This window comes from Ensifer sp. GW821-FHT05G01 (assembly GCF_059419585.1).
Genome location: NZ_JBWKSC010000015.1, coordinates 179,617 through 204,861 on the forward strand (window position 1 = coordinate 179,617; position 25,245 = coordinate 204,861).

Below are 25,245 nucleotides of genomic sequence, written 5' to 3' on the forward strand. Positions count from 1 at the left end.
CGGAACAAGGCGCCCGATGCCAGGAATTGAGGTGGCCGTGCCATTTGGTGGCGGCGGCTGCCGATCATCGAATTCGGCGAAATGCTGGAAATTTGAGAGAACATGGTTGTGGCGAGAGATATTTCGGCCCCGGCACGGCGGCCATGCAGCATTTTTTACAAGCGACGCTGACTTTAGAAATCTATTATCACCATAAATTTAGTGGAGTATCTATTCTGGCGTAGATCACCCGATGATGGGTGCGCGAAATCGAACCAGCGCTTGCCTCCTGATGCTGCGCCTGCTTGGGGACTTCAACATGACATCGAGACAAACCGGGACACCGAAACCGACCCGCCGCGCCTTCCTGCTTTCGAGCGTTGCGCTGGCAACCGTTCTCGCCGTCGGGGCCATCCCCGAGATTGTTCTCGCCGCCGAAGAGCCGACGCGCGGCGGCAGCGTCTCGATCAATATCGGCACCGAACCGCCGGTCCTGGTTTTGATCGCTCATAGCGCAGGTGCAGCCTACTATATCAGCGGCAAAGCCACCGAGAGCCTGCTGACCTATGACCGCGACTTCAACCCGCAGCCGCTGCTGGCGACCGAATGGACGGTCAGCGAAGACGGCCTGCGCTACTGGTTCAAGCTGCGCCAGGGTGTTCGCTGGCACGACGGCAAGGACTTCACCGCAGAGGATGTTGCTTTCTCCATCCTCGCATTGAAGGAAAACCACCCGCGCGGGCGGGCGACATTTGCGCATGTGCAGCAGGCAAACGTGCTCAACTCGCATGAGGTAGAGCTGATCCTCTCCAAGCCTGCTCCCTATCTGCTGACCGCCTTTGCAAGCTTTGAAGCCCCGATCGTGCCGAAGCATCTCTATGAAGGCACCAAGATCGCCGAGAACCCGCACAACGTCGCGCCTGTCGGCACCGGACCCTACAAGTTCGTCGAATGGGTGCGCGGCAGCCATGCGCTGTTTGTTCGCAACGAAGACTACTGGGGTTCGCCGAAGCCCTATCTTGACCAGATCATCTTCCGCTTCATCATCGATCCGGCGGCGGCCGTTGCCGCGATCGAGACCGGCGAAGTGCAGGTCTCGACGGCCAATCTGCCGCTCACCGATATCGATCGGCTGAAGGCAAACCCCAATCTCGTCGTGGATACGGATCCTGCGCCCTATTCGCCGAGCATTGCCCGCGCGGAATTCAACCTTGAGAACAAGTATCTCGCCGACATCAAGGTGCGCCACGCCATCGCCCATGCGGTCGACAAGGACTTCATCGTCAACACCGTCTATCTCGGCTACGCGACACGTCTCGACGGACCCGTCAGCCCGGATCTTGTGAAATTCTACACGCCGGATTTGCCGAAGTACGAATTCGATCCTGCCAAGGCCGAGGCGCTCCTGGACGAGGCCGGCTACGCCCGCGGTGCCGACGGCTTCCGCTTCAAGCTGTTCATCGATCCGACGCAGCCCTCCGGCCCGCCGAAGCAGACGGCGGAGTATATAGCCCAGGCGCTGGCCAAGGTCGGCATCAAGGTCGAGCTGCGTACCCAGGATTTTGCCACCTTCGTGAAGCGGGTCTTCACCGACCGCGATTTCGATATCGCCATCGAAGGCATGAGCAATCTCTACGATCCGACGGTCGGCGTGCAGCGCCTCTATTGGTCGAAGAACTTCAAGCCCGGCGTGCCGTTCACCAATGGCTCAAAGTACTCCAATCCGGACGTCGACCGCCTGCTTGAAACCGCGGCCGTCGAAATCGATCCGAAGAAGCGGCTGGAGCTCTTCAACGCGTTCCAGAAACAGGTGGTCGCGGACCTGCCGACGCTCGATATCGTCACTCCGGCGGTCATCACCGTCTACGACAAGCGGGTTAAGAACCTGAAGCTGGGTGTCGAGCATCTCTGGAGCAACGGCGCCGACATCTATCTCGATGAGTAATCGTCGATGACTTCGGCGATCTCGCGTCGATGGCATCGACGTGAGATCGCCGCGGCGCGGCGCAGCCGGTGGGGACCAGGCTGCGCCGTCTTTCCCCCGTTGGAGTTGATGCGTGACCATAACCAGAGTGCAAAGTGTTTCACGCCCGACGCGCACGGAGCTTCTGGCCCGCGTTCCGGGCTTCGTGGCCGAAGTCGCCAAGGGTGCTTCCGAGCGTGACCTCTCGCGCGAACTTCCCTTCCAGGCCTTCGTGCTCTTTCGTGAACTCGAATTGGGAACGCTGCGCATCCCGGTGGCACTCGGCGGTCCGGGTGGTTCGGTTGCCGACTATATCGAGATGATCGCTGCGATTGGAGCTGCCGATTCCAACGTGGCGCACGCGCTCCGCTCGCACTTCAACTATGTCGAAAACGTCATCCTCAGCGAGCCGCGCGAGCGGGATGCCGGTGCCGTCGAGCTGATCCTTGCCGGCAAGCTGTTCGGCGGCGCCCACACGGAGCAGGGCACCGCCCGGCCCGGGCAGGTGACGACGACGATCACACGGCAGGGCGGCACCTACAGGCTCAATGGTCGCAAATGGTATGCGACAGGAACCGCCTTTGCCGATTTTGCCTCGTTCAGCGCGCTCGACGAGGACGGGCAGGCGGTCGGCGTTCTCCTGCCGGTCGACCGTGAGGGCATCACCATTCTCGACGACTGGGACGGAATGGGGCAGCGTCTGACCGCCAGCGGCGGAGTCATCCTAGACAATGTCGAGGTGTTCCCGCACGAATTTACCCGGCGCGCGCTTGACAATCTCGTCGGTCGCCACTGCTCGACCTTGCGGCAATTGCATCTCGCTGCCAGCGCGGCCGGCGTCGTGCGCAATGTTCTGTCCGACGGGCTCGCCTACGTTGGCCGTCAAGCGCGATCGGCCGCTCACAGCATGGCGGAAACTGCTAACCAGGACCCCTTCGTGCAACAGGTGATCGGCGAAATCGCCGCCAATTCCTTTGCCATCGACGCCGTCGTCGCCGCGGCGGCCAGCGCCCTCGACCGGACGATTGCAGCGCTCGGCCGGGGCAACGAAACAGAGATCGAGGATGCCCTGATAGCCAGCGCGCTTTCGACTGCCCGCGCACAACTGGTTCTCGGTCAACTGGGCCTGCGCAGCGCCGAGCGCATGTTCGATCTGGGCGGTGGATCGGCGACGTCCCGCAACAACAATTTCGACCGACACTGGCGCAACATCCGCACCGTGCTCAATCACAATCCGCTGCTGCACAAGTCACGGGTGCTGGGCGACTACCTGCTGAACGGCACGACCACGCATCTGAAAGAAGGCAAGGTGTTTTGAGGCGGCATCGCGAGCATGACCTCTCAAAACAGGACACCACAGACTCTCCCATGATGAACGCGAATACTTTGTGATGTTCGGGCTCGGCTGGCGATGCCCTCGATACATTTTCCTGTTGCCCTTAGTCGCAGAATGCCTAGCGCACCAATCGCGGGCTGACGCTCGCCAGCATCCGGATAAGGTCGTCCTCCAACTTCTGGCAGAGTTCGTCATACTCATCCACCGATGCGGGTTCTGGCATCAGTTGCTCACGCAACTCATCGCGCTTCATTGCGGCAAGGCCATAGGCTTCCAGCAAATCGTTGATGGCAAGAAAGTTGGCATCTGAAATCTGTTTGCGGTGTCGTGGCAGCCGCATCATCATGCGCGCTCGCCCAATCTTTTCGAAATCCATCGCCTTGCTCCTAGGGCTGCCAACCGGGAAGATAGCTCCTGACACCGTGAAATCAGCAACATGGCGGCCTATCGACAGAACATGCATGCGTCTGCGCCTAACGTTCTAGCTCCGTAGCTGCTTTACGTTCGGTGTATGGAGCAGACGGTCGACATCTCGCTCGATTTCGACGCTGACGATCTCCAGATCGGAGAGTTCGGCGGGCTTGTATTCGACTGTAGCGCCCAATTGGCCACGGGCCATGCCGACAATCGCATACTCTTCACACAAGGCGCAAAAAGCGGGGGTCTGCTGCGCGTCAATCATCGCTCGTAACGCAGGAAGCCTCAATTTCAAGCGGGATCTACCGATCCTTTCAAGGTTCATAATGGCCCCTCCTGACCTAGCCTTGCCGCATCTCAACTATCGCATGTTTCCCTGAAAACAAAAGGGGTTAACGCCTATGGCACGGTGGGTCTGGATGTCGTCCACCCAGTAAAAAAGCAGAGCGCAGCTTCAGATCTCTCTACCAGGCGGAGCAGCTTTGATGAAGCTCGCCGCTTGGCGTCAATGTCGTCGCGAGGGGACGCCGTTACGTGCTCGATGACGCAGGTGAAAGGCAGTTCGGTTTTGAGAACCCGCTGCAACCACAACGCTTCGCGCGATAGGCCGGTGGCCGTGTTCGCGACGCGCTCCTGAGAGGCGACTTTGAATCGCGCTCGAAGGGCTGAAGCGAACAACTCAGTGTGGTCGATTGTCATTGGTGGAAGTCGCGCTTTCCAGGACAACTATACCTGAGTAGAGCACCGGCGTGCCTTTGCGATTGCGGAAACATCGTCCGAAGGCAACGAGATATGGCGACTACCACGCGTCCTGACGCGATAGGCAGACTGTACGCCAGTCCGCCAACGATTGTCTCGGTGATCTGCTTGGCCAAACGTGGCTGGTCTGCCGGATGAACGCGATCGAGATACGATTTGAGGGGCAGTCCGCAAATGGTTTCCTCCTGAGACAGGCCGAAAAGCTCGGCTAGGGGGCATCCCCATAAACAAGGTCCTGGACGATGCCCCAGGTTTAGATACCGGAGTCTGTCGTATCCGCGTCGGGCAAATCAACAGCGAACGTGCGCTCTCGACCCTCTGCCATCACTCCTCCGTCATGCTCTGCTTTTCGATCGCGGCATGTCGGCACTGGATATCCCGGAACACCAATCTCGATAGTGAGACCAAAACAGGAAACGAGGATCATTATGAAATCACGTGCCGCTGTCGCATTTGCGCCTGGCGAACCACTGGAAATTGTGGAGCTTGATGTCGCTCCGCCTCAGAAAGGCGAAGTCCTGGTGCGGATCTCGCATGCGGGGGTTCTGCCACACCGATGCCTTCACGTTGTCAGGTGCGGATCCGGAGGGCATTTTTCCCGTCGTCCTCGGTCAAGAAGGTGCGGGTGTCGTCATCGAGGTGGGGGAGGGGGTAACGAGCGTCGCGCCCGGCGATCATGTCATTCCGCTCTATACGGCAGAATGCCGCGAGTGGGCACCGATCCTTTCACTCAGGATCTTCAGCAGCACCACCATCACCCCGACCCATCCGGCAAGCGTCAAACGATCAAGGTCGATGCCTTCTCGAGCATAGATGTCGCTCTGGCGATGCAAGGGAAGATGGTCGCAGTATTTGGAGACCAGGACATGGGCAAGCAGGTTGGGGCCAGGACGGCCGCGCTCGATCGGCAGCGACGGCATTGGCACCTGCACGATCATCTCGCAGGCCCGGCAACTCATCTTCGGTCGAAGATGCACGACCCGCTTGAAGAGCGAAGGCAAATATTCCAGCACTTCGCGCTCATCCGTAGCACAAGGAGCCTTGTCCTGTTACGATTTTATCCGCAAAAACAATTCATTACTACGCCGTCGCCGGCTTCGGCAGAGTGTCAGGCATCCGCGTTCGCCGCCAGTCCATCCCTTCAACGAGCAGCGCAAGTTGGGCCGCCGACATCTGCGGAACACCATCGATGATCGACGGCCAAATGAACCTGCCGTGCTTCAGTTGCTCGGCAAAATGGCACATCCCAGTTCCGTCCCAATACAGAGCCTCTAAATAGCCGCCTCTTTTCCCCCGAAAGAGGAAGAGATGGCCACTATAGGGATCGGCATTCAGCGTGTTGACGACCTCCGCCGACAGACCATCGAACCCATGGCGCATATCGACCGGCTGGCGCTGGCGCTGCAGCCAAGCTGTAACCCTTTGGCCGAACGGAGAGCGGTAAATGTCGCAGGCGCGGTATTCGCAAGGCATCTCCCGAGAGCAGATCTTGTCAGTCATTTTCAGAAACTTGTTATACAGATTTGACAAGCGGATGATGATCTGTCTAAGTATGTGTTATACAGGATGGCGCGGGAAGCCGGCCATATCAGCATACCGGAGGAACAATGATCATCACCGACGTCGAGGTGCGGGTCTTCCGCACGACCACACGCCGCCATTCCGATAGTGCTGGTCACGCGCATCCAGGCCCGCCGCACCAGGTTGAGCAGGCAATGCTCACCGTGCGCACGGAGGATGGGCAGGAAGGGCACTCCTTCACAGCGCCCGAAATCGTTCGCCCGCATCTGATCGAGAAATTCGTGAAGAAGGTCCTTATCGGCCAGGATCACCGCGATCGCGAAAGGCTGTGGCAGGATCTCGCCCACTGGCAGCGCGGATCGGCGGCGCAATTGACCGACCGTACGCTTGCCGTCGTCGATTGCGCCTTGTGGGATCTGGCAGGCAGAACACTCGATCAACCCGTATACAAGTTGATCGGCGGCTATCGCGACAAGGTGCTGGCCTATGGCTCCATCATGTGCGGTGACGAGCTGGAGAATGGCCTGGCAACACCGGAGGATTACGGTCGGTTCGCCGAGACGCTGGTCAAGCGCGGCTACAAGGGCATCAAGCTGCACACCTGGATGCCGCCGGTCAGCTGGGCGCCTGACGTGAAAATGGATCTCAAGGCCTGCGCGGCCGTCCGCGAGGCCGTGGGTCCGGATATCCGCCTGATGATCGACGCCTTCCACTGGTATTCCCGCACCGATGCGCTCGAACTCGGGCGTGGCCTTGAGAAGCTTGGCTTCGACTGGATCGAGGAGCCGATGGATGAACAATCGCTTTCTTCCTACAAGTGGCTTGCGGATAATCTCGACATTCCCGTGGTCGGTCCGGAAAGCGCTGCAGGCAAGCATTGGCACCGCGCCGAGTGGATCAAGGCGGGCGCCTGCGACATACTGCGCACCGGCGTCAACGACGTCGGAGGCATTACCCCCGCGCTGAAGACCATGCATCTGGCCGAGGCCTTCGGCATGGAATGCGAAGTGCATGGCAACACCGCGATGAACCTGCATGTGGTGGCCGCCACCAAGAACTGCCGCTGGTACGAACGCGGCCTGTTGCACCCGTTCCTCGAATATGACGACGGCCACGATTATCTGAAGTCGCTTTCCGATCCGATGGATCGCGACGGGTATGTCCACGTGCCGAATAGGCCAGGGCTCGGCGAGGACATCGATTTCGACTTCATCGAGAACAACCGCGTACGGTGACGAGCGAGGTGATTGGGCAATGAAGACCGTTCTCGCCTTCGGCGACAGTCTGACCTGGGGTGCGGATCCAGCGACGGGTCTGCGCCATCCGCCGGAGAGCCGCTGGCCGGACGTTCTCGGTCGGGAACTTGGCGGCGCAGCAAAGGTCATATCGGAAGGGCTCGGCGGGCGCACCACCTGTTACGACGACCATGCCGGACCCGCTTGCCGCAATGGCGCCAAGGCGTTGGAGGTGGCGCTTGCCAGCCATATGCCGCTCGATCTGGTGATCGTCATGCTCGGCACGAACGACATCAAGCCTGTGCATGGCGGGCGCGCAGAAGGGGCCGTTTCCGGCATGCGCCGCCTGGCGCAGATCGTGGACACCTTTCCTTACAAACCGAGCGGGCCGAAGCCGAAGTTTTTGATCGTCGCACCGCCGCCTTGTTCCGCCGGTCCAGGCGGGCACCCGGCAGCCGGCCGGAGCGTGGCGGAATCCGAGCGGCTCTCACCGCTCTACCGCAAGCTCGCCGGCGAACTCGGCCACGCGTTCTTCGATGCAGGTGCAGTCGCGCGTGGATCCGAGATCGATGGCGTGCATTTGGAAGCGGCCGCGACCGCCGCCATCGGCCGTGCACTCGCGGTCCCCGTCGGCGCAATTCTAGCCTGATCCGTTTCAACGCCTGCGGAGGAGCAGGCGGGCGGGTTGTCAAACTGGTAGGCCGAAATCCGCAAGGATGGCCGCAAAAGGAGGAAACATGAGACACTTTTTCATAAAAGCCGTGCTCGGCGTGCTTCTCGCCACGGCCGCACCGATCGGCGTGCTGGCCGAGACACCGGCCGACCAACTGGTCGTCGCCACGACCATGAGCAACATTCTGACGCTCGATCCTGCTGCCATCACCGGCCGCGAGACCGTGCAGGTGCTCAATAACATCTACGACACGCTGGTCATCCTTTCGCCGCAGGACCGTAGCGTCCAGCCGCGTCTTGCCGAGCGCTGGGAAATCGCCGAGGATCGCAAGTCGATCCGCTTTCACCTGCGTGCCGATGCGAAATTTGCTTCCGGCAATCCCGTTACGGCCGGCGACGTGGCCTGGAGCCTGAAGCGTCTGCTCGCCCGCAACCTGGCGCAGTCGTCCTTCCTCAAGACGCGTGGGTTCACGCTCGAGAATGCCGACAAGGCCTTTGTCGCCGAAGACGACCATACCTTCGTGATCAATCTGGCGAAGCCCGATGACCCGAACCTGTTGCTGATGATCCTGGCACAGAATGGCCCCGGCTCCATACTCGACAGCAAGACGGCGCTCGAGAACGAGAAGGACGGCGACCTCGGTGCCGCCTGGCTGACGCTGAATTCTGCCGGTTCGGGACCTTTCACGCTCACCCAGTGGAAGTCGAACGAATACATCATCCTGACGAGGAACGACGACTATTGGGGTGAGAAGGCGGCGATGAAGCGCGTTCTGATGCGCCATCTGCCGGAATCCCAGTCGCAGCGTCTGCTTCTGGAAAAAGGCGACATAGACGTTGCCTATTCCCTCCAGGCGCCGGATCTCAAGTCGCTTGAGGCCGACAAGGCGATTACCATCGCATCAACGCCGGGTTCGGGCTTTTATTATCTCAGCGTCTCGATGAAAGACGAGCGCTTTGCCAACAAGAAGGTACGCGAGGCGCTGCGCTACCTCATCGACTACGAAGGCCTCGACAAGGCCGTTATGCCCTACTACGGCAAGCTGCATCAGCGGCCGCTGTCAACAGGCGTTATAGGCGCGCTGCCGGATGAGGGCTACAAGCTGGACGTGGAAAAGGCCAAGGCGCTGCTGGCCGAAGCCGGCTACCCCGACGGTTTCAAGACCACGCTGCGGGTCCTTTCCGAAGACCCCTTCATGAAGGCGGCGACCGCCATCCAGAACACGCTCGCCCAGGCGGGGATCCAGGCGGAACTCATCAGCGGTTCAGGTGACCAGATCTACGGTGCGATGCGCGAACGAAACTTCGAACTGTTGCTTGGTCGCGGCGGCGGCGGTCAGCAACCGCACCCGGACAACAACCTGCGCTCCATCGCCTACAATCCTGACAATTCAGACGATGCGAAGCTCACCAACTACCAGAGCTGGCGCACCAGCTTCTACGACGAAAAATTGAACAAGCTGATCGAGGAAGCGCTGGTCGAGCGCGATCCGGCCAAGCAGGCCAAACTCTATGAAGGCGTGCAGGCCTACATGGACGAGATCGTCATGTCGATCCAGCCGTTCTCGGAAGTGGTCGATACTGCTGCGTTTCGAAGCGATGTGAAGGGCATGATCGTCAGCCCCTGGCTTTCCCGTTTCGAGGGTGTCGCCAAGGAGCGCTGATCCTTCAGGTCTTCTTAGCGAGTTCGGACAAGGCGCGTGGCAACACGCGCCTTTTCACGTTGGCCAGACAAAAGCTGCGACAGCGATCCGAACCGGCACCTCGTCGGCACACGCGAAAACATGGATCGCTGTCCACGTGAGCGAGAGCGGACATCTGCGAAGAGTGCTGTTGCACGCTGGTCTCTGGCTTCACATCGCAGTTCCCAAGGGAAACGAACGACGCGCCCAATTCACGTCTGGCGTTACTCTACGCACTTACTACAAGTCGACCTCTGAAGGACAGACGCACAAGGTGGGGCCCTTGGAGCGCGTTCCGCAATGCCGAGCGGATGTTGGCCAGGACGGCGCGTCAGATACCATTGCACAGCCTCGGTGCAGTCGAGAATTCCAGTCAAAGGGATCGGTGTCGAACGGCGCCGCGTGGAAGGCAGCCGTTTTCGGAAGACCTCGTAGCATGGCGTTTCGACGCAGACGCCCGCGATGGACTTTGTTTGTTGTTCGGATAGGGCTGGGTGATCCGGAAAGCCCGCCGCGATCCCTGCCTTGCAGTTGGCGACAAAGTTGCCGCGGACGTTGCCGCTATTTTCTGGTCATTTCACACATCGGTGACAGGTCCGTTGGATCGCCCTGATGTTAAAAGGCGCCCCCGTGATTCAGAGGCGCCTTGTTGGGATTACCGGACCTAACGTGGTGAGGGCGATCAATGCGCCCTTTCGTATTCAAGTGAGGCGCCGATGAGTTCTCGAGCGTAAGGATGCGTGGCGCCGTTTGCGGGGATCGCTTCGCGCGGCAGCACTTCGGTGATTTCTCCGTGCAGCATCACGGCAAAGCGGTCGCACATATGGTCGACCACGGCCAGATCGTGCGTGACCATGATGTAGGTGAAGCCTCGCTCTTCACGCAGGCGCTGGAGCAGGTTCAGGATCTCAGCCTGCACCGAGACATCGAGCGCCGACGTCGGTTCGTCCAGAAGCAGAAGCGAAGGCTCCAGGATGAGCGCGCGGGCAATCGCCACCCGCTGCCGCTGGCCGCCGGAGAGCTGGTGTGGAAAGCGATCGAGGAAGGAAACGGGCAGGCCGACATCGGTGATCGCCTTGCGCATGCGCTCCTCGCGGTCGCCGAGCTTGTGGATCACCAGCGGCTCGTTGAGCACAGTGCGCACCGACTGGCGCGGATGCAGCGAGCCGTACGGATCCTGGAACACCATCTGCAGCGTGCGGCAGCGCTCGATAAGCGGCATGTCGCGTACCGACTTGCCGTTGAGGAGAATGTCACCCGTCCAGATGTCGGTCAGCATCGAGATGCAGCGCAGCACCGTGGATTTGCCCGAGCCGCTTTCACCGACGAGCCCGAAACATTCGCCTGGGCTGACCGAGAAGCTGACACCCGGCAGGACCCTGACCGCGGCAGGGCCGACGCCGAAGGTGATCGATACGTCGCGCGTTTCGACGGATACGGACATCAGGCTTTCTCCTCCAGCCATTCGGGTTGGCGGTCGAGCACGGCAAGGGGCGCACGCCCTCCACCGATCCGCGGTTGGGCCGCCAGCAGGCCGCGCGTGTAGGGGTGTTCGGCCCTGTCGAGGTCTTGGGCGGCGAGCGTTTCGACGACGCGACCGGCATACATGATAAGAACGCGGTCGCAGAAATTGCGCACGAGGTTCAGGTCGTGACTGATCATGATGAGGCCAATGCCGCGGTCGCGCACGAGGCCGTCGAGGATGTTCAGCACTTGAAGCCGGACGGTAACGTCGAGCGCCGAGGTAGGTTCGTCGGCGATGACGAGGTCCGGGTCGGCCAAAAGCATCATGGCAATCATCACCCGCTGGCCCATGCCCCCGGATATTTCATGTGGATACTGCTCGTAGACCCGCTTCGGGTCACGGATCTTGACCGCCTCCAGCATGGTGAGCGCCTTGTCGCGAGCCTCTGCCTTCGAGCACTTGAAGTGGCGCAGATAGGTCTCCGCCACCTGGTCGCCGACCCGGCGGATCGGGTTGAGCGAAAACTTGGGATCCTGGAGGATCATCGACATGCGCCGGCCGCGGACTTTCAGCATCTCCCTTTCGGAGAGCGTCAGGAGATCGAGGTCTCCAAACCGCAATTCGTCCGCGGTGATCGTCGCGCCGGGCAGAAGGCGCAGCAGCGCGCGCCCGACGGTCGACTTGCCGGAACCGGATTCGCCGACGATGCCCAGCCGTTCGCGGCCAAGGGTGAAGGAGACGCCACGGACGGCTTCTGCCGAAGCGCCGCCATAGCGGATGCGCAGATTGTCGACTTCGAGAATTGACTTGTCCATCGGGCTCACCTCCGGTTCATCTGCTTGGGATCGAGCGCATCGCGCAATCCGTCGCCGAGCAGGTTGAATGCAAGGCTGACGGTCAGGATCGAGATGCCCGGGAAGGTGACGAGCCACCAGCTGTCCAGCATGTAGCGGCGGCCGGTCGCGATCATGGCGCCCCATTCCGGCAAGGGCGGTTGGGCGCCAAGGCCGAGGAAGCCGAGGCCCGCTGCCGTGAGGATGACGGTCGCCATGTTGAGCGTCAGGCGGATGAGGACCGACGGCAGGCACATGGGCATGATCGACTTGACGATGATGCGCGCCGGGGACGCGCCCTGCAATCTGGCGGCGGAGATATAGTCCGCCTTGCGGAAGGTCATGGCTTCGGCGCGGGCCAGCCGGGCGATCGGCGGCCAGGAGGTGAGCGCAATGGCGATGATGGCGTTGTTGAGGCTTGGGCCCAATGCTGCGACGAAGGCGAGCGAGAGGATGAGGCTCGGAAACGACAGGAATATGTCGGTGATACGCATCATCACCGTATCAACCTTGCCGCCGAGATAGCCGGCGGTGGTGCCGATGATGAGGCCGATTGGGCCGACGACAATCGACACGAGGAAGATGATCGTCAGCGTGATGCGGGCGCCCCAGACTAGGCGGCTGAAGATATCGCGGCCAAGCTCGTCGGTGCCGAAGAGATGCCCGTTGCCCGGCGCCTGCAGCGTCAGGGCAAGATCCTGCGCGTAGGGGTCGTGCGTGGCGATCAGCGGCGCGAAGGCGGCGACGAGGATGAGCAGCGTCAGCACGGCAAGGCCGAAGGCTGATGTCGGGCTCTTCAACAGGAACAGCACGATGTTCTTCAGTGCAAGCAGCGGTGCCGGCAGGCGGCGAGCGGTTTCGGTGCGGGTCGACATCAGCGTGTCCTCGGGTCGAAGATGCGGTAGAGAACATCGGAGAGAAGATTGAGCCCGATGAAGATGACGCCCACGATCAGCACGCAGGTCATGACGGCGTTCATGTCGCCGGTGATGAGGTTGTTGGTGAGATATTGGCCAAATCCCGGCCAGGCAAAGACGGTCTCGATCAGCACTGCGCCTTCGAGCAATGAGCCGTAGGCAAGCGCGATGATCGTGACGAGCTGGACCCGGATGTTGATGAAGGCGTGCTGCCAGATCGTCTGGTTGCGCGAAAGTCCCTTCACTCTGGCCGTCGTCACATACTCCTGGCCGAGCTGGTCGAGCATGAAGCTGCGGGTCATGCGGGTGATGTAGGCAGAGGAGGAGTAGCCAAGCAGGGTCGCAGGCAGGATGATGTGGTTCACGGCCGACCAGAACACATCCATTTCGCCGGCGATCAGGCTGTCGATCAACAGGAATCCGGTGCGCTCGTGGACAAGGCCGATGTAGAACTGGTCCATCCGCCCGCTGCCGCCGACCAGCCCGAAATGGGCGTAGAAGACGATGAGAGCAATCATACCCGTCCAGAAGATCGGCATCGAATGGCCGAAAAGGCTGAAAACGCGCACGACATGGTCCGGCCAGCGGTCCTTGTTGACGGCGGCGAAGACGCCGAGCGGCACGCCGAGCCCCGCGCCGATGAGAATAGCGAACGTGGCGAGCTCGATCGTCGCCGGCATGACATGCAGGATATCCTGGATGACGGGTTGGCCGGTGCGGATGGACGTGCCGAAATTACCGGTGAAGACATCGCCGAGATAATAGAAGAACTGTTCCCAGAGCGGACGATCAAGGCCGAGCGAACGGTACACCTGCTCGTAGGTCTCGCGGGTCGCATCTTCGCCGACGATGGCGCGCACGGGGTCGGCCGGCATCAACCGGCCGATGAAGAAGGTCAGGAGAAGCAGGCCGAGCAGCGTGACCGCAATGGTCCCGATCTGCCCGGCCGCGCCATAGAAGCGTATGCGACGGTGTGACATGATTCCTCCGTTTGTCATTCGCCAGACGGTGCGGCGGTACAGGCTCCTATCCTGTATGACAACTTAATGAAACCTGTCACAGGTTGTCGATACTGTCAAGCCAATCGATCAGAGGAAGTCGTCGCGACGGGGCGTGAAGCAGTCGATAAGCTCTCCCGCCTCCAGGCATTGGCAGCCGTGCTCGGTGTTTCCCGGGATGACGAGGCTGTCGCCGGGATTGAGCTCATAGGCGACGCCATCGCGAAAAAAGCGGAAGCGGCCGCGTGCGACATAGGTCGATTGCACGTGCGCATGGCTATGCAGCCGGCCTTCGGCGCCACTTTCGAAGCGGAAGGACACGACCATGATTTCAGGTGAATGAGACAACACCTGACGGATGATGCCGGTGTCGGTCGGGGTGGCGGGAAAGACAGGAAGGGACATGAAGGCCTCGTTGATGGTGTGTGACATCATCAACATACATGTACTAATATCTGTATGACAAGCTACGACAGGTTTATATCTTCCGGCGACAGGGTGCGTGAGCGCAGCAAGACCTTGTAGCGATCGAGGCTGCCGCGGAGATGGGCGCGCATGCGCTCGCGCGCTGTCTCGGCGTTGCCTTCGATGATGGCATCGACGATCAGGCCGTGTTCTTCCTGAAGATGGAGGTTGTAGTCTTTCGGGCGCGAGCCGGGGGCGGAGCCCTGCAGTTCGCCGCGCGGGATGATGCCGGATCGGATCAGCTGGAGAAATTCCGGGAAGCGGCGATTTTGCGTGGCCTCGGCGATGGCGAGATGCAGCTCGAAATCCGCGTCTCTGGTAGGGCTTCCTGTCGCCAGGCATTCGCCAACGTGATGATGGGCCTCGAGGATCGCTTCAATCTGCGCGGCGGAACGGCGTGACGCCGCAAGTCCCGCCGATTCCACCTCGAAGACCGTCCTGAGTTCCAGAAGCTCGATCACCGAAGAAATCCGTTCGGTGGTCAGATCCTTGAACGGCTGTTTCTTTCCCTCTGAGGTCTGGAGCGCGAAGATGCCCGCACCCTTGCGTGCCTCCACCAGGCCGTCGGCGCGAAGGATGGCGATCGCCTCACGCACCACGGTGCGGCTGACGGAGTACTCGCGGGTCAGCGCACTTTCGCTCGGAAGCCGGTCACCGGGCTTGAAGACGCCATCGGTCAGCTCGCGACGCAGGTCGGTGCTGATCTTTGCAGCCAGAGACGTGCCTCTGGCGTAATTGTTCTCGGCTTCCATGTCTGCTTCACCTGCATTGAACCTGTCTGGCATGTTATCGGTTATCTGTCCGAATGCAAGTGCAGGCTGTTTTCGGCGATGCTCAGCGAGGCGTTCGCAGCATGGAGCGGTAGCGCATCTGGCTGTTTTTCAGGTGAGCGCGCATGGCGGCGCGAGCCGCCGTCTCGTCGCCATTCTGAATGGCGATGAGGATCGCTTCGTGCTCCTCCACGAGCCGCTCGATGTCGGCCGGAGGCAGAGCCGTCTCCTCACCGCTCTCGGTCACTGCCCGTCGGGGGATAAGCGTCGGGCCGAGCATCTGCAGGAATTCGCCGAAGCGGGGATTGTTGGTCGCCTGGGCGATTGCGAGGTGAAAGGCGAAATCGGCCTCGGCGCTCGGTCGGCCCTCGGCCGAACTCGTGCGGAAGGCGTCGAGGGCCTCTACGATCTTTTCTTCCTGTCCCGGGGAACGCCGCAGCGCGGCAAGCCCTGCGGCATCGCCTTCCACGGCCGTGCGAAGTTCGAGCATCTCGATCAGCGACGAAACGCGCGCGAGGTCGACATTCTGGAACGGACGACGTTCGGAAAGGGTTGGATCGAGAACGAAGACGCCAGCGCCCTGGCGCGGTTCTACCAGGCCATCGGAACGAAGTGCTGCGATCGCCTCGCGCACGACCGTGCGGCTCACGCCGAATTCCTGCGTCAGCTGGGCTTCGGAGGGAAGCCGGTCGCCCGGTCTGTGATGCCCCTTGGAAATGCGCCCGCGAAGCGCATCTGCAACCTTGACCACCAGCGTCGTGGTTTGCGGGGGAGCAGTATCTTGGGCTGTCGCTTTCGTCATACACTTGGCCATTCGATGCAAGAGGCGGTAATCCGCAGTTGGTTGTGGATACGCCACTGTCGGGCAATGGCGCAATCCGTTGCTAGCTCGATTTGAGATCCTCGAACTGCAGTGCCTCCGGAATGTTCTGGTAGGAGACCGGCCTCAGGAACCTTCGGATAGAGAGGGTTCCGACGGATGTGGCGCCGAAGTTGGTGGATGCGGGGTAAGGGCCGCCGTGCACCATGGCGTCGCAGACTTCGACCCCGGTCGGGTAGCCATTGGCCAGCACGCGACCCGCCTTGCGTTCAAGGATTGGAAGCAGACTGCGCCCCAGTGACGTATCGGCTTCATCGAGATGCAGCGTGGCAGTGAGTTGACCGACAAAGCTTTTTGCGACCGCCAGCATCTCTTCGATCGTCTCGACGGTCACGATAAGACCGAGCGGACCGAACACTTCTTCGGCAAGCACGTGGTTTGCGAGCCACTCCGTGGCGCAAACCCTGAAAAGGTAGGGCGTGGCGTTGCGAAGATCGCAGGCGGTGGCAAGCAGCTCGCGCACGCCGGCACCTGCGGCGATGCGCACGCTTCCCTCGCGATAGGCCTTGGCCATGCCTTCAGTCAGCATGACCTGCGGACCGACTTCGCCAAGTGCGGCGCGGGCCGCTTCTGCGAATGCGTCGGCGTGGTCGGCAAGGATCACTGCGATGCCTGGATTGGTGCAGAACTGGCCGGCACCCATCGTCAGCGAAACTGCCCAACCCCGTGCGATCTCGGCGCCTCGGGCCTTCGCGGCTTCCGGCAGGATGAACATCGGGTTCACCGAACCGAGTTCGCCGAAGAAGGGAATGGGTTCGGGGCGGGAGACGCAAAGATCGAAGAGCGCACGGCCACCGGCCAGAGAACCGGTAAAGCCGACCGCTTTGATGAGCGGGTGCGTGACGAGCGCAGTGCCGACATCTCGGCGGCCCCCCTGGATCAGCGAGAATACGCCCGGGTGCAGCCCGCTTTTCCGGATGGCGGCATCGGCGGCCTCTGCCACGATCTCGCTTGTGCCGGGATGGGCCGAGTGCCCCTTGACGACGACCGGGCAGCCGGCGGCGAGCGCCGAGGCAGTGTCGCCGCCCATGGTCGAGAAGGCGAGCGGAAAATTGGACGCGCCGAAGACGGCGACGGGGCCGATCGGCCGCTGCATGAGGCGGATATCGGGGCGGGGCAGGGGCGCGCGGTTCGGCAAAGCCTCGTCACGGCGCCGGTCGAGATACTCGCCTTTGCGAATGTGGGACGCAAACAGGCGCAATTGCCCCGTGGTGCGGCCGCGTTCGCCGTTCAGCCGGGCGGCAGGCAGACCGGTCTCGGAGGTGCCGATTTCGGTAATTTCGGCACCGCGGGCTTCGATCTCGTCGGCGATGGTGTCGAGGAACGCGGCGCGCGTCTCTCGGGATGAGTAACCATAGGACGAGAAAGCCTCTTCTGCGGCGTCCGCCGCCCTGTTCACCAACTCGACCGTGCCGACGGAGAATTCGAAGGCGTCGCCGTGGGAAGGCTCGCTGCGGAACGTAGGCTGCGTTGCAAGCCATTCGCCCGCAACCAGATGCTTGCCATGCGGCACATATGTCATTTCTCTACTCCTTGAAGATCGGATTGTTGACGAAGCCGCCGCCCTGGAAGCGGACCATCGGGTCGCTCGGGTCGGGCTTCTGCGTGTGTGTGGCAATGTTCGCCCGATGGATCTCGGCATTGTCCTTTGGCTTCCAGCCCAGCCAGCCGACATGCGAATTGTCCCACCAGCCGGCGTCGTTGGCCGAACTGCCCCAGATGACCGGGCAACCGAGCACCGGCACGCGGAAGATGGCCTCGATCATCGAGGTGAAATCGTCGTGGGAAAACCAGGTCGACAGCATGCGGTAGTTGGTGGGTTCCGGCGTGCAGGAGCCGATGCGCACAAGTGCAGTCTCTTGCTCGAACTTGTCGAAATACATGCGGGCCAGCGCCTCGCCGAAGCATTTCGAAACCCCATAGAGCCCATCGGCGCGAAAGGGTGCGTCCGGCCCGAGGCGCTCGGTCTGTGAATAGTAGCCGACGGTGTGGTTGGAGCTGGCAAAGACGATCCGCGGTCGGCCGTGTGCGCGGGCGGCCTCATAGAGATTGTAGAGACCGACAATATTGCCGCCAACGATCTGATCGAACGGCCGTTCGACAGAAATGCCGCCGAGATGGACGATGCCGTCGCAGCCCGAGACCATCTCATGCACTGCGGCGGCATCGGAAAGATCGCAGGTCATGCACTCCTCATTCTCCTCAGGACGATCGAGAGGTGCGAGATCTGCGAGGCGAACGGTCTTTGCGAGTGGCGCAAGGCGTTTGCGCATGACCTGGCCGAGCTGGCCTGCGGCGCCGGTGATCAGAAGGCGTCTCAATTCCGTTTTCCTTTTACAAATCGCGGCACTGCCCAGTGCAGGCATACGCCGATGTCAGACGACGCCTTCGGCAGGAGCGACGCTGCTGCGTGCTTCGAGCTGGCCGTGGCTAAGAGCGGTTGACCCTGGCGAAACGCCGGCCCCGGACCACCGTCATTTTCGCATCGCTCCGGCTGGCATCTTGACCTCGACGAACATATCATACAATAACGGTAACATATATGATATGTAGTCTACAACGTGATGGAGGAAATTTATGCTGACCGTTGAAACAAGGCAGGCCGTCAATCCGGAATACGCCAAAACGCTCGATACGTCGGGGCTTCGCAAGCATTTCTTAGCGCAGGAGATGTTCAAAACCGGAGAGATCCGGCTGATCTACACCCACTATGACCGTTTCGTGATCGGGGGCGCCGTGCCTGGCGGCAAGCCGCTGACGCTCGACAAGGTGGAGGAGACGAAGACCCCGTCCTTCCTCGATCGCCGTGAAATGGGCATCGTCAATATCGGCGATGCCGGAACGGTGACCGCCGGCGGGCAGGTCTACACGTTGAACCGCGGCGATGTGCTCTATCTCGGTGCCGGGACGGGGGCCGTGACCTTTGCGGGCGAAGGTCGCTTCTACATCACGTCCTGCCCCGCGCACCGTAGCTTGCCGGCGCGTCTCGTCACTGCTTCCGAAAGCAAGGAAGTGAAAATGGGCGCGTCGGAAACCTCGAACAAGCGCACCATCAATCAGTTCATCCACCCGCTCGTGATGGAGAGCTGCCAGTTGGTTCTTGGCTACACGACCCTGGAGGACGGCTCCGTCTGGAACACCATCCCCTCGCATATCCATGACCGTCGCATGGAAGCCTATCTCTACTTCGGCATGGATGAAAAGTCCCGGGTTCTGCATTTGATGGGCGAGCCCCAGGAGACCCGTCACCTGTTCATTGCGAATGAGGAGGGTGCTCTCTCTCCGCCCTGGTCCATCCATTCCGGCGCCGGTATCGGCTCCTACACCTTTATCTGGGCCATGGCTGGGGACAATGTCGACTACACCGACATGGACTTCATTCAGCCGAAGGATCTAAAATGATAAATTCCTTTTCGCTTCAAGGACGTAAAGCTCTGGTCACTGGCTCCAACACCGGCCTTGGCCAAGCGATTGCGGTTGGGCTTGCCGCTGCAGGAGCGGAGGTCATCTGCGCTGCCCGTCGTGCGCCCGAAGAGACATTGGGTCTGGTCGCGAAGGCGGGCGGCAAGGCGAGTGGCCTTTCCCTCGATTTTGCCGATCCCATGGCCGCGCGCGGCGTATTTCAGGATCAGGGCATCGACATCCTGGTCAACAACGCCGGCATCATCCGGCGCGCTGACGCGGTCGATTTTACCGAAGACGACTGGGATGCGGTGATCGATGTAAACCTGAAGGCGCTCTTCTTCACCACGCAGGCCTTCGCAAAGGAATTGCTGGCCAAAGGGCGACGCGGAAAGGTGGTCAACATCGCGTCGCTGCTTTCGTTCCAGGGCGGAATTCGGGTCCCATCCTACACAGCTGCGAAACACGGCGTTGCCGGTCTCACCAAGCTGCTTGCAAACGAATGGGCGGCCAAGGGCATCAATGTCAACGCGGTCGCGCCCGGCTACATTGAAACCAACAATACCGAGGCGCTTCGCGCCGACGCGGACCGCAACAGGGCGATCCTCGATCGCATTCCGGCCAATCGTTGGGGTCGACCGGAAGACATTGCGGGTGCGGCAGTCTTTCTGTCTTCGGCGGCGGCAGACTACGTGCACGGCGCCATTCTCAACGTGGACGGTGGCTGGTTGGCGCGGTGATCCGCCAGGCGATGCGGTTATCATATAACTTGTATGATAACTTATTGACAGATGTAGTATGTATGACTACGTTTACATCTGAAGCACGCACAGAGGAAAACACAAATGAACCCTGAACAAATCAAGGCTGCCCTCGGCTCCGGCCTTCTTTCCTTCCCGGTCACGCATTTCGACGCGCAAGGGCGTTTCGCGCCGGAAAGCTACAAGGCGCATGTCGAATGGCTTGCCGGCTATGACGCTCCGGTGCTTTTCGCAGCCGGCGGTACCGGGGAATTCTTCTCGCTGAAGCCGGACGAGATTCCTGGTGTGGTCGCGGCGGCCAAGGAAGCGGCAGGCGACACCGCTATCGTGTCGGGTTGCGGCTACGGAACCGATATCGCCGTGGATATCGCCCGTTCGGTCGAAAAGGTTGGCGCTGACGGTATCCTGCTTTTGCCGCACTACCTGATCGATGCGCCTCAGGAAGGTCTCTATGCGCATATCAAGAAGGTCTGCCAGTCGGTCGGTATCGGCGTCATGGTCTACAACCGTGACAACTCCGTACTGCAGGCTGATACGCTTGCCCGTCTTTGCGACGAATGCCCGAACCTGATCGGCTTCAAGGACGGCACGGGCGACATCGGCCTTCTGCGCCAGGTCACCGCCAAGATGGGCGATCGCCTGATGTATCTGGGCGGCATGCCGACGGCCGAGATCTTCGCCGAAGCCTATCTCGGTGCCGGTGTCACCACCTATTCGTCAGCGGTGTTCAACTTCGTGCCGGGTCTTGCCAACGAGTTCTACGTTGCACTTCGCGCCGGCGACCGCGCCACCTGCGCCCGCATCCTGACGGATTTCTTCTATCCGTTCATGGCGATCCGCAATCGGGTCAAGGGCTACGCCGTCTCGGCAATCAAGGCGGGTGTGCGGCTGCAGGGCTTCGACGCCGGCCCGGTGCGCGCGCCGCTCGTGGATCTGACGGATGAGGAGCTCACGATGCTCGATACCCTCATCGGTTCGCACAAGCGCAAGGCCTGACACGGCGATAGCAGGAGGAACTCGATGAAGATCACCGCCGTTCGCACCCATCTCCTGGAACATCGGCTTGGCACGCCGTTCGAAAGCGCCTCGATGCGCTTTGACCGGCGCGCCCATGTGCTGGTGGAGATCGAATGCGATGACGGAACGACGGGCTGGGGCGAATGTCTCGGCCCGGCCCGGCCCAATGCGGCGGTGGTCGCAGCCTATTCCAACTGGCTGATTGGTCAGGATCCGCGCCAGACCGAGAAGATCTGGGCGGTGCTCTACAATGCACTGCGCGATCAGGGACAGCGCGGTCTGACGATCACTGCGCTGTCGGGCGTCGATATCGCGTTATGGGATATCAAGGGCAAGCACTACGGCGCCTCGATCTCCATGCTGCTCGGCGGGCGCTGGCGCGAAAGCGTGTGCGCCTATGCGACGGGCAGCTTCAAGCGCGACGGCGTCGACCGGGTATCCGATAATGCCAGTGAAATGGCGGAGCGACGCTCGCGGGGGTTCCATGCCTGCAAGATCAAGATCGGTTTCGGCGTTGACGAGGATCTGGAGGTCATCCGCGCAGTGCGCGAGGCGATCGGCGCCCACATGCGGCTGATGATCGACGCCAACCATGGCTACACGGTCACCGAAGCCGTTCGGCTGGGCAAGGCGGCAGCGGAATATGGCATCGACTGGTTCGAGGAACCGGTCGTGCCCGAGCAACTCTCGGCCTATCGGGATGTCCGCACATCCCAGCCGATCCCGATTGCCGGCGGCGAGACCTGGCATACGCGCTTCGGCATGTGGTCCGCGCTCGAGAGCCGCGCGGTCGATATTCTCCAGCCCGACCTGTGCGGCTGCGGCGGCTTTTCCGAAGCCCAGAAGATCGCGAGCCTAGCGACGCTTTATGGCATTCGCATCGTACCGCATGTCTGGGGAACGGGCGTGCAGATCGCGGCCGCGCTGCAATTCATGGCGGCGATGGTGCCTGATCCGGTTCGCGTCAATCCGGTTGAGCCGATCATGGAATTCGACCGCACGGAAAACCCGTTCCGTCAGGCAGTGTTGAAGACGCCGCTCGAAGCCGTCAACGGGGTGGTTGCCATTCCAGACGGGCCAGGCCTCGGGATCGAGGTCAATCGCAGTGCGCTCGTCGAATTCAAGATGCCGGGAACCTGACGAGGGCCGCGTTCATCGCTTTCGGCGTCCAGAGAATGCCCGCTTCACACCTCTGGGAAAGTTTGCCATCCCCGCAGCCGCACTTGTTGTCTTCAGAATGTAAAGTCGATCCGGTCGTAGAACGGCCTACGACCGGCGCTTCTCCATTGCGCGGGTCGTGGCAAGGCGGGTTTCCTGTTCCGGCTCGTCCAGTTGCAGCAAGCCACCGTGTCGGCTCTGGTGAACCTTGTTCATATGGCCGCGGGGGCTGAGGCCAAGCGTGCGCTTGAACATGCGCGAGAAGTAATAGGGGTCGGCATAGCCGACTTCCGCAGCCGCCGCCGCAACGGAAAGCCCACCTTCGAGAAAATGCATGGCGCGCTCCATGCGCTTGAGCTCCTGGTACTTGCGCGGCGTGCGGCCCACCCGCTTCTGGAACTCGCGCAGGAAATAATCGGCGTTGTAGGGTGAGGTGTCGACGGCCTTTGCGGCAATCTCCGGATCGAGCGGATGGGCCGAGATCATCGTTGCAGCCTTCATCACCGCGAGATCGATCGCGTCTGCTCCCTCCGGCTGGTAGGTGGCATGGTCGCGCCAGCCGAGAAAGGCATCCTCGATGAAGGCGATGAGCAGAACCATGAAAAGGTGATGCTGGCCGAGCGAGACGGACGAGGGCTGCGCGCTCTGGCGATAATGGCGCGCGATCGGCTCGAGAAACGACCAACGGCTCAGTTGCAGTTTCGGTCTCAGGTTCATCTGCGCGATCAGGTTATGACGACCGTAGATGTCGAGGGTGAAATGCTGCGCGACGCCGATGTATGTTTCACGCCCCTCGTTCCAGCCGACGAAGCGTTGGCCGCCGCGGATCAGCATCGCATCGCCCGGTTCCATGACGCATGGCTCGCCGTCGATCAGATAGTGGCCGCGGCCCTCGAGGCAGATGACGAGATCGTCGACCGGGTTGGATTTGTCGATCCTCCAGGTTTGCGAATGCTCCATGCGGATCGCCGCGCGCGTCAGGTTGAGCGTCAACGCGGCGGGCGGGATCGCTGAAAGAATTCCACCTTCGATTTCGTCCATCTTTTTCCTTCTCTTTGTGAATTCATTCTGATCTGAAAATACGAGAATGTCACCGCATAAACCGCTTCTTCTGGGGAGGAGATCGGTTCACGGGATAGGTTGAGGCGTTGCCGTCCACGTTTCCTGCGCCGAATTGGGAGCCTGATTTGTACAAAATTGCATCTACGTTCACTGCGCTCAGGTGCTGCCCGGGAGGGAGGCCATGAAGATGCAGCGTCTTTTGGGGCTGGGCTATCTCACTCCCTACATCGTCGGACTTCTGGTCTTTACGGCGATCCCGTTCATCGGCTCGCTTTATCTGAGCTTCACCAACTATGACCTGATGAGCGAACCGCGATGGACAGGGCTTGCCAACTACGAGCGGCTGTTCACACGCGACCGAACCTTCATCAAGTCGCTGAACGTCACGCTGCTTTACGTCTTCCTGACGGTGCCCCTGAAGCTCGCCTTCGCGCTCTTCATCGCGGCGATCCTGAACTACAAGCTGATGTTCATCGGGCTGTTCCGGACCGCGTTCTACGTGCCTTCGATCCTCGGCGGCTCGATCGCGATTGCCGTTCTCTGGCGCTACATCTTCGCCACAGAAGGCCTTGCCAACATGGCATTGGCGACGCTCGGGCTTTCCCCGGTCGACTGGTTTGGTGATCCGACCAACGCGCTTTTCACCATCACGCTTCTGCGCTGCTGGCAGTTCGGTTCGGCCATGGTGATCTTCCTCGCGGCCTTGCAGTCGATCGACAAGTCGCTCTACGAGGCGGCGGCCATCGACGGCGCCGGCAAGGTGCGGACCTTCTTCTTCATCACCCTGCCGCTGCTGACGCCGGTCATCTTCTTCAATCTGATCATGCAGATGGTTCAGGCGTTCCAGGAGTTCAACGGTCCTTACATCATCACGCAGGGCGGCCCCCTGAAGTCGACCTATCTCCTGCCGCTCTACATCTATGACGAGGCCTTCAAGAAGTTCAACATGGGCTATGCCTCGTCCATCGCCTGGGTGCTCTTCACCATCATAACCGTGCTCACCCTCGTTGCCTTCTGGTCTTCCAAGAAGTGGGTTTTCTACGCCGGCGACAAGCGGAGCTGATCTGATATGACCGATCTTACCTTCAACGACCGCCAGGCCGCACGCCGCGCAAGGCTCAACCTGATCTCGACGGCGATCCGCTACATCCTGCTCTTCGCGGTCGGCTTCGTGATGCTCTATCCGCTGATCTGGCTGGTCGGCGCGAGCTTCAAGACGAACTCGGAAATCTTCGCAGGAGCGGGCTTTCTGCCGAAGAACCCGACTGCCGATGGCTACATCAAGGGCTGGCAGACATCGACGCCCTACACGTTCGGCCGCTTCTTCTGGAATTCGTTCCTGATCATTCTGCCAAAGGTGATCGGCACCGCCATCTCCTGCACGCTGGCGGCCTATGCTTTCGCGCGGTTCGATTTCCCCCTGAAGAAGATCCTGTTCGGTTCGGTGATCGCGATCCTGCTGTTGCCCAATGTCGTCACCCGCATTCCGCAGTATATCCTGTTCCGCGACCTCGGCTGGCTCGACAGCTTCCTGCCGCTCTGGGTACCCTCGGCACTCGCCGGCGACGCCTTCTTCGTCTTCATGCTGGTGCAGTTCCTGCGCTCGTTGCCGACAGACATGGAGGAGGCAGCACGGGTCGATGGGGCCAACAGTCTCCAGACGCTGGTCTACATCGTTGTGCCGATGCTCGCTCCGGCACTGATCTCGGTGTGCCTGTTCCAGTTCATGTGGACCATGAACGACTTCCTCGGGCCGCTGATCTACTTGTCCTCGGTGGACAAGTATCCGGTCAGTCTCGCTCTCAAGCTTTCTATCGACACGACGGAGGCTTTCGAATGGAACCGCATCCTCGCGATGTCGGTGCTGACGATCGCCCCCGCGTTGATCGTCTTCTTCGCTGCACAACGCTACTTCATCGAAGGGATCTCCTCCGGGGGGATCAAGGGCTGAAC

The 25,245-nt window shown here is 60.9% G+C and carries 24 protein-coding genes and 2 pseudogenes; 12 read left to right on the forward strand and 14 right to left on the reverse strand.

Going from position 1 to position 25,245, the window contains the following annotated elements; genetic code table 11:
* Nucleotides 1-298: 298 nt before the first annotated feature.
* Nucleotides 299-1,924 (forward strand): ABC transporter substrate-binding protein, encoded by a 1,626-nt coding sequence (locus AC07UR_RS29565; RefSeq protein WP_209792076.1) that lies wholly within the window; start codon nt 299-301, stop codon nt 1,922-1,924.
* A 112-nt stretch (nt 1,925-2,036) separates the two neighbouring features.
* Complete coding sequence (locus AC07UR_RS29570) at nt 2,037-3,260, forward strand: acyl-CoA dehydrogenase family protein (protein WP_209792074.1); 1,224 nt, start codon at nt 2,037-2,039, stop codon at nt 3,258-3,260.
* A 136-nt stretch (nt 3,261-3,396) separates the two neighbouring features.
* Here AC07UR_RS29570 and AC07UR_RS29575 read toward each other — a convergent pair whose 3' ends face one another.
* Entirely contained in the window at nt 3,397-3,654 is a 258-nt protein-coding gene (locus AC07UR_RS29575; RefSeq protein WP_209792072.1) for a hypothetical protein, read from the reverse strand.
* 105 nt (nt 3,655-3,759) lie between these two features.
* Complete coding sequence (locus tag AC07UR_RS29580) at nt 3,760-4,020, reverse strand: hypothetical protein (protein ID WP_173421645.1); 261 nt, start codon at nt 4,018-4,020, stop codon at nt 3,760-3,762.
* A gap of 862 nt (nt 4,021-4,882) precedes the next feature.
* Here AC07UR_RS29580 and AC07UR_RS29585 point away from each other — a divergent pair.
* Nucleotides 4,883-5,165: pseudogene (locus AC07UR_RS29585) on the forward strand (alcohol dehydrogenase catalytic domain-containing protein); the annotation flags it as partial.
* Here the strand turns inward: AC07UR_RS29585 and AC07UR_RS29590 are convergent.
* Nucleotides 5,165-5,479: pseudogene (locus AC07UR_RS29590) on the reverse strand (IS66 family transposase); the annotation flags it as partial. The pseudogenes AC07UR_RS29585 and AC07UR_RS29590 sit on opposite strands and share 1 nt — an antisense overlap.
* 55 nt (nt 5,480-5,534) lie before the next feature.
* Nucleotides 5,535-5,954, reverse strand: a complete 420-nt coding sequence (tnpB, locus tag AC07UR_RS29595) for an IS66 family insertion sequence element accessory protein TnpB (RefSeq protein ID WP_234942012.1) — start codon at nt 5,952-5,954, stop codon at nt 5,535-5,537.
* A 107-nt stretch (nt 5,955-6,061) separates the two neighbouring features.
* On the opposite strand from tnpB, the gene AC07UR_RS29600 reads away from it, so the two are divergent.
* The 3 genes from AC07UR_RS29600 to AC07UR_RS29610 all read left to right on the forward strand — a co-directional run bounded on the left by AC07UR_RS29600 (nt 6,062) and on the right by AC07UR_RS29610 (nt 9,546).
* Nucleotides 6,062-7,210: a mandelate racemase family protein gene (locus AC07UR_RS29600; protein ID WP_173421646.1), complete on the forward strand. Its 1,149-nt coding sequence runs from the start codon at nt 6,062-6,064 to the stop codon at nt 7,208-7,210.
* Between the two features lie 19 nt (nt 7,211-7,229).
* On the forward strand, nt 7,230-7,859 hold the full coding sequence (locus AC07UR_RS29605; RefSeq protein ID WP_209792070.1) for an SGNH/GDSL hydrolase family protein: 630 nt from the start codon (nt 7,230-7,232) through the stop codon (nt 7,857-7,859).
* An 88-nt stretch (nt 7,860-7,947) separates the two neighbouring features.
* Nucleotides 7,948-9,546, forward strand: a complete 1,599-nt coding sequence (locus AC07UR_RS29610) for an ABC transporter substrate-binding protein (protein WP_209792068.1) — start codon at nt 7,948-7,950, stop codon at nt 9,544-9,546.
* 700 nt (nt 9,547-10,246) lie between these two features.
* Here AC07UR_RS29610 and AC07UR_RS29615 read toward each other — a convergent pair.
* The 9 genes from AC07UR_RS29615 to AC07UR_RS29655 form a co-directional block, all read right to left on the reverse strand.
* Nucleotides 10,247-11,008 (reverse strand): ABC transporter ATP-binding protein, encoded by a 762-nt coding sequence (locus AC07UR_RS29615; RefSeq protein WP_209792065.1) that lies wholly within the window; start codon nt 11,006-11,008, stop codon nt 10,247-10,249.
* Nucleotides 11,008-11,844, reverse strand: coding sequence for an ABC transporter ATP-binding protein (locus tag AC07UR_RS29620; protein ID WP_209792063.1), 837 nt, complete (start codon nt 11,842-11,844; stop codon nt 11,008-11,010). Before AC07UR_RS29620 ends, AC07UR_RS29615 begins: the two co-directional genes overlap by 1 nt.
* Nucleotides 11,845-11,849: 5 nt before the next feature.
* Nucleotides 11,850-12,737: an ABC transporter permease gene (locus tag AC07UR_RS29625; RefSeq protein WP_209792061.1), complete on the reverse strand. Its 888-nt coding sequence runs from the start codon at nt 12,735-12,737 to the stop codon at nt 11,850-11,852.
* Nucleotides 12,737-13,759 (reverse strand): ABC transporter permease, encoded by a 1,023-nt coding sequence (locus tag AC07UR_RS29630; protein ID WP_494700221.1) that lies wholly within the window; start codon nt 13,757-13,759, stop codon nt 12,737-12,739. The genes AC07UR_RS29625 and AC07UR_RS29630 overlap by 1 nt, the downstream gene beginning before the upstream one ends.
* A gap of 108 nt (nt 13,760-13,867) precedes the next feature.
* Complete coding sequence (locus AC07UR_RS29635) at nt 13,868-14,182, reverse strand: cupin domain-containing protein (RefSeq protein ID WP_209792059.1); 315 nt, start codon at nt 14,180-14,182, stop codon at nt 13,868-13,870.
* A gap of 62 nt (nt 14,183-14,244) precedes the next feature.
* Nucleotides 14,245-14,994, reverse strand: a complete 750-nt coding sequence (locus tag AC07UR_RS29640) for a FadR/GntR family transcriptional regulator (RefSeq protein ID WP_173421654.1) — start codon at nt 14,992-14,994, stop codon at nt 14,245-14,247.
* An 82-nt stretch (nt 14,995-15,076) separates the two neighbouring features.
* Nucleotides 15,077-15,814, reverse strand: a complete 738-nt coding sequence (locus AC07UR_RS29645) for a FadR/GntR family transcriptional regulator (protein ID WP_209792057.1) — start codon at nt 15,812-15,814, stop codon at nt 15,077-15,079.
* 82 nt (nt 15,815-15,896) lie between these two features.
* Nucleotides 15,897-17,414 carry an aldehyde dehydrogenase (NADP(+)) gene (locus AC07UR_RS29650; RefSeq protein WP_209792055.1) on the reverse strand — a complete coding sequence of 506 codons (1,518 nt, stop codon included), beginning with the start codon at nt 17,412-17,414 and terminating at the stop codon, nt 15,897-15,899.
* 4 nt (nt 17,415-17,418) lie between these two features.
* Nucleotides 17,419-18,213, reverse strand: a complete 795-nt coding sequence (locus AC07UR_RS29655) for an NAD-dependent epimerase/dehydratase family protein (RefSeq protein WP_209792053.1) — start codon at nt 18,211-18,213, stop codon at nt 17,419-17,421.
* 256 nt (nt 18,214-18,469) lie between these two features.
* Between AC07UR_RS29655 and kduI the strand changes: the two genes are divergently transcribed.
* The 4 genes from kduI to AC07UR_RS29675 all read left to right on the forward strand — a co-directional run bounded on the left by kduI (nt 18,470) and on the right by AC07UR_RS29675 (nt 22,212).
* The gene (gene kduI, locus AC07UR_RS29660) at nt 18,470-19,294 is read left to right on the forward strand and encodes a 5-dehydro-4-deoxy-D-glucuronate isomerase (protein WP_209792051.1); all 825 of its coding nucleotides are present in this window, start codon (nt 18,470-18,472) and stop codon (nt 19,292-19,294) included.
* Nucleotides 19,291-20,034: a 2-dehydro-3-deoxy-D-gluconate 5-dehydrogenase KduD gene (gene kduD / locus AC07UR_RS29665; protein WP_209792049.1), complete on the forward strand. Its 744-nt coding sequence runs from the start codon at nt 19,291-19,293 to the stop codon at nt 20,032-20,034. The genes kduI and kduD overlap by 4 nt, the downstream gene beginning before the upstream one ends.
* 105 nt (nt 20,035-20,139) lie before the next feature.
* Complete coding sequence (kdgD, locus tag AC07UR_RS29670; RefSeq protein WP_209792046.1) at nt 20,140-21,051, forward strand: 5-dehydro-4-deoxyglucarate dehydratase; 912 nt, start codon at nt 20,140-20,142, stop codon at nt 21,049-21,051.
* A gap of 24 nt (nt 21,052-21,075) precedes the next feature.
* The gene (locus tag AC07UR_RS29675) at nt 21,076-22,212 is read left to right on the forward strand and encodes a mandelate racemase/muconate lactonizing enzyme family protein (RefSeq protein ID WP_209792044.1); all 1,137 of its coding nucleotides are present in this window, start codon (nt 21,076-21,078) and stop codon (nt 22,210-22,212) included.
* A gap of 126 nt (nt 22,213-22,338) precedes the next feature.
* On the opposite strand, the gene AC07UR_RS29680 is transcribed toward AC07UR_RS29675, so the two are convergent.
* Entirely contained in the window at nt 22,339-23,271 is a 933-nt protein-coding gene (locus tag AC07UR_RS29680) for a helix-turn-helix transcriptional regulator (RefSeq protein ID WP_209792043.1), read from the reverse strand.
* A gap of 202 nt (nt 23,272-23,473) precedes the next feature.
* On the opposite strand from AC07UR_RS29680, the gene AC07UR_RS29685 reads away from it, so the two are divergent.
* Both AC07UR_RS29685 and AC07UR_RS29690 read left to right on the forward strand, forming a co-directional pair.
* On the forward strand, nt 23,474-24,355 hold the full coding sequence (locus tag AC07UR_RS29685; RefSeq protein ID WP_173421663.1) for a carbohydrate ABC transporter permease: 882 nt from the start codon (nt 23,474-23,476) through the stop codon (nt 24,353-24,355).
* Between the two features lie 6 nt (nt 24,356-24,361).
* Nucleotides 24,362-25,243, forward strand: coding sequence for a carbohydrate ABC transporter permease (locus tag AC07UR_RS29690; protein ID WP_173421664.1), 882 nt, complete (start codon nt 24,362-24,364; stop codon nt 25,241-25,243).
* The last annotated feature ends 2 nt before the right edge of the window (nt 25,244-25,245 follow it).